Origin of the sequence: Brachyspira sp. (assembly GCF_050873525.1) — a bacterium.
Lineage (GTDB): Bacteria > Spirochaetota > Brachyspiria > Brachyspirales > Brachyspiraceae > Brachyspira.
Genome location: NZ_JBNMIZ010000226.1, coordinates 1 through 4,225, shown reverse-complemented (window position 1 = coordinate 4,225; position 4,225 = coordinate 1). Strand labels below are relative to the sequence as shown.

Sequence of the window (4,225 nt, the reverse complement as noted above, 5' to 3'; positions counted from 1 at the left end):
TTGATGTAAAAAGCATCGAAGAGCAAGCGAAATTATCTATCGAGGAGGAAGGCGGAACTCCAGATAGAACAGAAGCGGCAATAAAGGAATTTTTACAAGTTCCTGAATTCCAAGGCGTTTATAACACGGTATCTGGCTATGCTGGTTATAGAATCAAAGACGGCAAATTATACGAAATCGTAGCCGCTCCTATAACTGGAACAGAATGGAAAGAAGTTACTTCATTCCTCAATATTGCGGTTGATAAGAATCTTAAGAAATTGCAAGTTGAAGAAGAAGACGGAAGCGTAGTAAAAGTTTTCACATTTGACGGCTATGGCTATTACATTTATGAAAACGACTTTGACGATTTGGCTACATATTATGCGAAAAATGATTTCCCTGAAAAATATGTAGGCTATTATACAAGCGCTAATAAATCCGTTCGAGTAACTATAGAAAATACGGGCAGAGTTAAATACATGCATGGAAAATACGGTAACTGGGATTACATTACAGGCAACTGCGTATTCAAAGGCAATGTATTAACGGTTAGAGGCGCGTATTGGAACGGCGAAAAAGTAGTATTTGGCGAAGACGGAAGTATTACTTGCTATGCCAAAGACGGCACGGAAATTAAATAATTGAGGAGGAGGATATAAAGATGACTATAAAGAAAATATTAATAACATTATTAAGTTTGGTATTCGTATTTGCGGTAAGTTGCTCAAGCGATTTAGGACCAGAAGCGAGCCAAGGTAACCCTGACGATTTGATTAATAATCCAGATGCAAATATATCAGCTTTCGTAAACGACTATTCTGGCGTATATTATGAAGCTGCTGGATATATAGACTATAAACTCAGAGACGGAAAAGTTAGAAATATACATGGCGCGGAAGTGGCTGTTGAAAAGACATCTCGAGCGGAAGGCAAATTACAAATACGAAACGCTGCCGAAGGAACTGTAGAAGTATTGAAGTTTGACGGCAAAGGTTATACTAGCTATACTTCTTATGTTCTTAAAAAAGTGAGCGATGATGTCCTCATTAAAAATAACGGCATCGGCGGATATATTAAAGAATTAATTAAATATAAGGGAACTTACAAAGATGTGAACAGAAATATAGAAAATTTCATAGCTATAGACGGCGAAGGATATATATATTTCTATGATGCAAATGTAACGACAGAGAAAAAAACAGCTGGCTTATCTGACAACGAATTGACTATAGTTGAAAATCAAGGTTCTGTTGAAAGAAAACTTATTTTCAAATTTGACCAAGGCGTTTATAGAGAATATAACTTAAACGGTTCGCATATAGAAGTAACTGGCGAAAGATTTACAAGAACGAGAAGCTTTGTTGAAGATTTGGCAGGCACTAAATATGCTTCAGCGGATGGTAAAGTATCAGTAAGTTTCACTTCTGGCGGAGCTACGGTAGTTTGGGGATTATCAACTGGAACTGGCGACTATCCTGAATCTGTAAAAGTAGGAAATACGGTTAAAATAATTAAACTTAAAGCTAATATTACCCTAAACGGCGACAGCGCTACTTATAAACCAAGTTATGGCAACGCTATATCTTTGACTAAAGTCCCTGGAACCCATGTTGTAGGAGATTGGAACGAAGGAATAAAATAAGAATATTTTATTTTGCTATAAAAAGAGTAGGTTTTAAAGCCTGCTCTTTTTTATATAAAATTTATTTTGATTAAAAGTAAGGTCGAAATAACTACATTTTTATTTTTTCGATAAAAGATTTAAATAAGGTTCTGGTTCTATTTCCGATTCTTCGATTCCTATATCGTTTAATATTGATTTTAATTCCGCTATTTGAGTTTCGGTAGATTTTGAAGAGTTTAAAAATTCAATCTCAATAAAATCACCCAAATTTTTTACCAAAGACACTTCAGCCAGCGCGCCTTTATAAACGAAAGCGTATCCTTTTTTTTCTTTTCTCACATATTCTTTATAATTTTGCAATGTCGATAAAAAATTTATTATAAACTTCGATTTTTTTTTGTTTACTTTAATTTCCCTCTCTTCGTTCACTTCCACGCCGTCAATTACGGTTCTTGTTTTTGCGCAGAAAGTATAACCGCCATGTTCGGTTCGCAGTCGAATGCAGTTATTTAAATTTATATTTCCGTTTTTTATTTCGTCCGCTTTGGCAAAATAAATATCTTTTTTGAAATACTTTTTTTTGAATTTTGCGTTTTTATATAGAAAATCTAAAGTCGATTTAAAATTTTTAACATGGGCTTTAATTTCAATTTCCGTGTTATTCATTTTAATTATTTATTGCTTTTGAATTTAAAATAAGAAATCTCATCAACCATATTTTCCGTTCTGTCAGATACTTCTTTACTCGACATCGCGCTGTCTTGAGCCATATTTGAATTTTCCTGCGTTATATTATTCAATTCCATTACCGCTTGATTTATCTGTTCTATTCCGTCTTCTTCTTGAATAGCCGAATTCGATATTCCAGTCAATACTTCCGAAACCTCATTTACCGATTTCTCTATCTCGCTTAAAAGTTCCGAAGATTGAGCGACAGATTCGTTTCCTATTTCTATTTTATTTACCGTATCTTCAACTATATTCGTTATATTGCTTGCAGCGTCATTAACCGTTTGAGCCAAAGAACGAATTTCACTCGCCACTACCGCAAAACCTCTTCCCTGTTCTCCCGCCCGCGCAGCTTCTACCGCCGCATTCAAAGCGAGTATATTCGTTTGGAAAGCAATAGATTGTATCATTTTTGTTATGTCGGAGATTTTTTTGCTCGATTCGGAAATCTCTTTCATGTTTTCTGCTGTCTGCATAACCGCTTCAACTCCGCTTTTCGTATCGGAATATGCTTTTGCGCTCATACTTTTCGCTTCGGACGCACTCCTAGCAGTTTCTTTCAATGAAGATGATAAAGCTTCGATTGAACTTGCCAATTCTTCCAACGCCGCGGCTTGCGAATTACTTCTGTCGGACAAATTAGAACTTCCTTCCGATATTTTGCTTATTTCATTATTTATTACATCTATACCTTGTTTTATTTTATAAATTACGGAGCCGATTCTTCTTTGCATCTCGTCTATAGAATTTGTGAGAGCGCCCGTTTGGTCTTTTTTATCTAAAAGTTTTTTCTCAAATCTTGCGTTGAAATCCCCTTGCCCCATATTGGTTATAATACTTATCGCTCTGTTTAATGATTCGGATAAAGGACGAACGACTACGGTTACTAAAATCGTTTCTATTCCCATAAAAGCGATTACAACGACAAATAAAACGATTATCAATCTTCGCATAAGATTATCGAAATATTCTGTAGTTCCATGTCCCGCTATCATCCATGGAATATTTTCTATATTTTGAACTCCCGCCCATTCTTTGCCTTTTATTTCTATCAAATTATTTTGACTTGAAACTGCATTTTGAAAGCCAGAAAATAGAGGATTTGAGAATATTGTATTCTGTTCGCTTAAAATATATTTATCGTCTTTATGCGTGAGATACATTCCGTTTTTCATTATTATATTTATTTCCGTGCTTTCGTTTTCCGCTTGATTTTGCATTATTTCCGAAATCTTTGAAAAAAATATATCTATGCCAACAACTCCTTTAAGATAACCGTTCGTATAAACAGCCTTTGCAAAAGTTACGACAAGTTTTTTGGAAGACGCCGCTATATAAGGTTCGCTTATATATATTCCTTGAGAAGTCGAGGCTTTAATAAACCAGTCTCTTTTCGTTTGGTCGTAATTTGCCGCCAAAAGACTTGAAAAAGGATTTACAAATATTCCTCCCGGGCTATTTCTTGGAATCGTATTCCCAAAATATACATTTGCAATATCTGGTTTGGCTTCCAAAATATTAAAAAAAGATTCGAGCATATCGTCCGTAGTCATAGGGCTTTTTGAATATGCGGCTATTATATCTATTTCGGTATAAAAAGAGGAAACCCATTTTATAACTTCTTCGGATGCTGTTTTCATTCTAACATCCAAATTATTCAAAAATAATTTTCTGTATTGAGGTCTATAAACGATATACATACTTATCATTACTATTCCTAAAAATACGGCAAATGGAACTAAAAATTTACTCATTAAACCGTTTCTTTCATGCGCTTTTTTCACCTTTATCTTTGACATAATTTTTCCCTCAAGTTTTATAAATAATTTAATTTCATTAATTTTAATAAAATATATTATATCATATTTTCGGAATTATTGTTTTAAAATT

General features: G+C 34.2%; 4 protein-coding genes. 2 read left to right on the top strand and 2 right to left on the bottom strand.

Annotated features, from left to right (window positions below):
* Together ACR0QS_RS11645 and ACR0QS_RS11640 are read left to right on the top strand one after the other, a co-directional pair.
* The coding region (locus tag ACR0QS_RS11645) for a hypothetical protein (protein ID WP_432633620.1) at positions 1-623 on the top strand (623 nt) is incomplete at its 5' end.
* A gap of 20 nt (positions 624-643) precedes the next feature.
* Positions 644-1,624: a hypothetical protein gene (locus ACR0QS_RS11640; protein WP_432633619.1), complete on the top strand. Its 981-nt coding sequence runs from the start codon at positions 644-646 to the stop codon at positions 1,622-1,624.
* A gap of 99 nt (positions 1,625-1,723) precedes the next feature.
* Here ACR0QS_RS11640 and ACR0QS_RS11635 read toward each other — a convergent pair whose 3' ends face one another.
* Positions 1,724-2,272, bottom strand: a complete 549-nt coding sequence (locus tag ACR0QS_RS11635) for a class IV adenylate cyclase (RefSeq protein ID WP_432633618.1) — start codon at positions 2,270-2,272, stop codon at positions 1,724-1,726.
* 5 nt (positions 2,273-2,277) lie between these two features.
* Positions 2,278-4,134 (bottom strand): methyl-accepting chemotaxis protein, encoded by a 1,857-nt coding sequence (locus tag ACR0QS_RS11630; RefSeq protein ID WP_432633617.1) that lies wholly within the window; start codon positions 4,132-4,134, stop codon positions 2,278-2,280.
* Positions 4,135-4,225 lie beyond the last annotated feature (91 nt).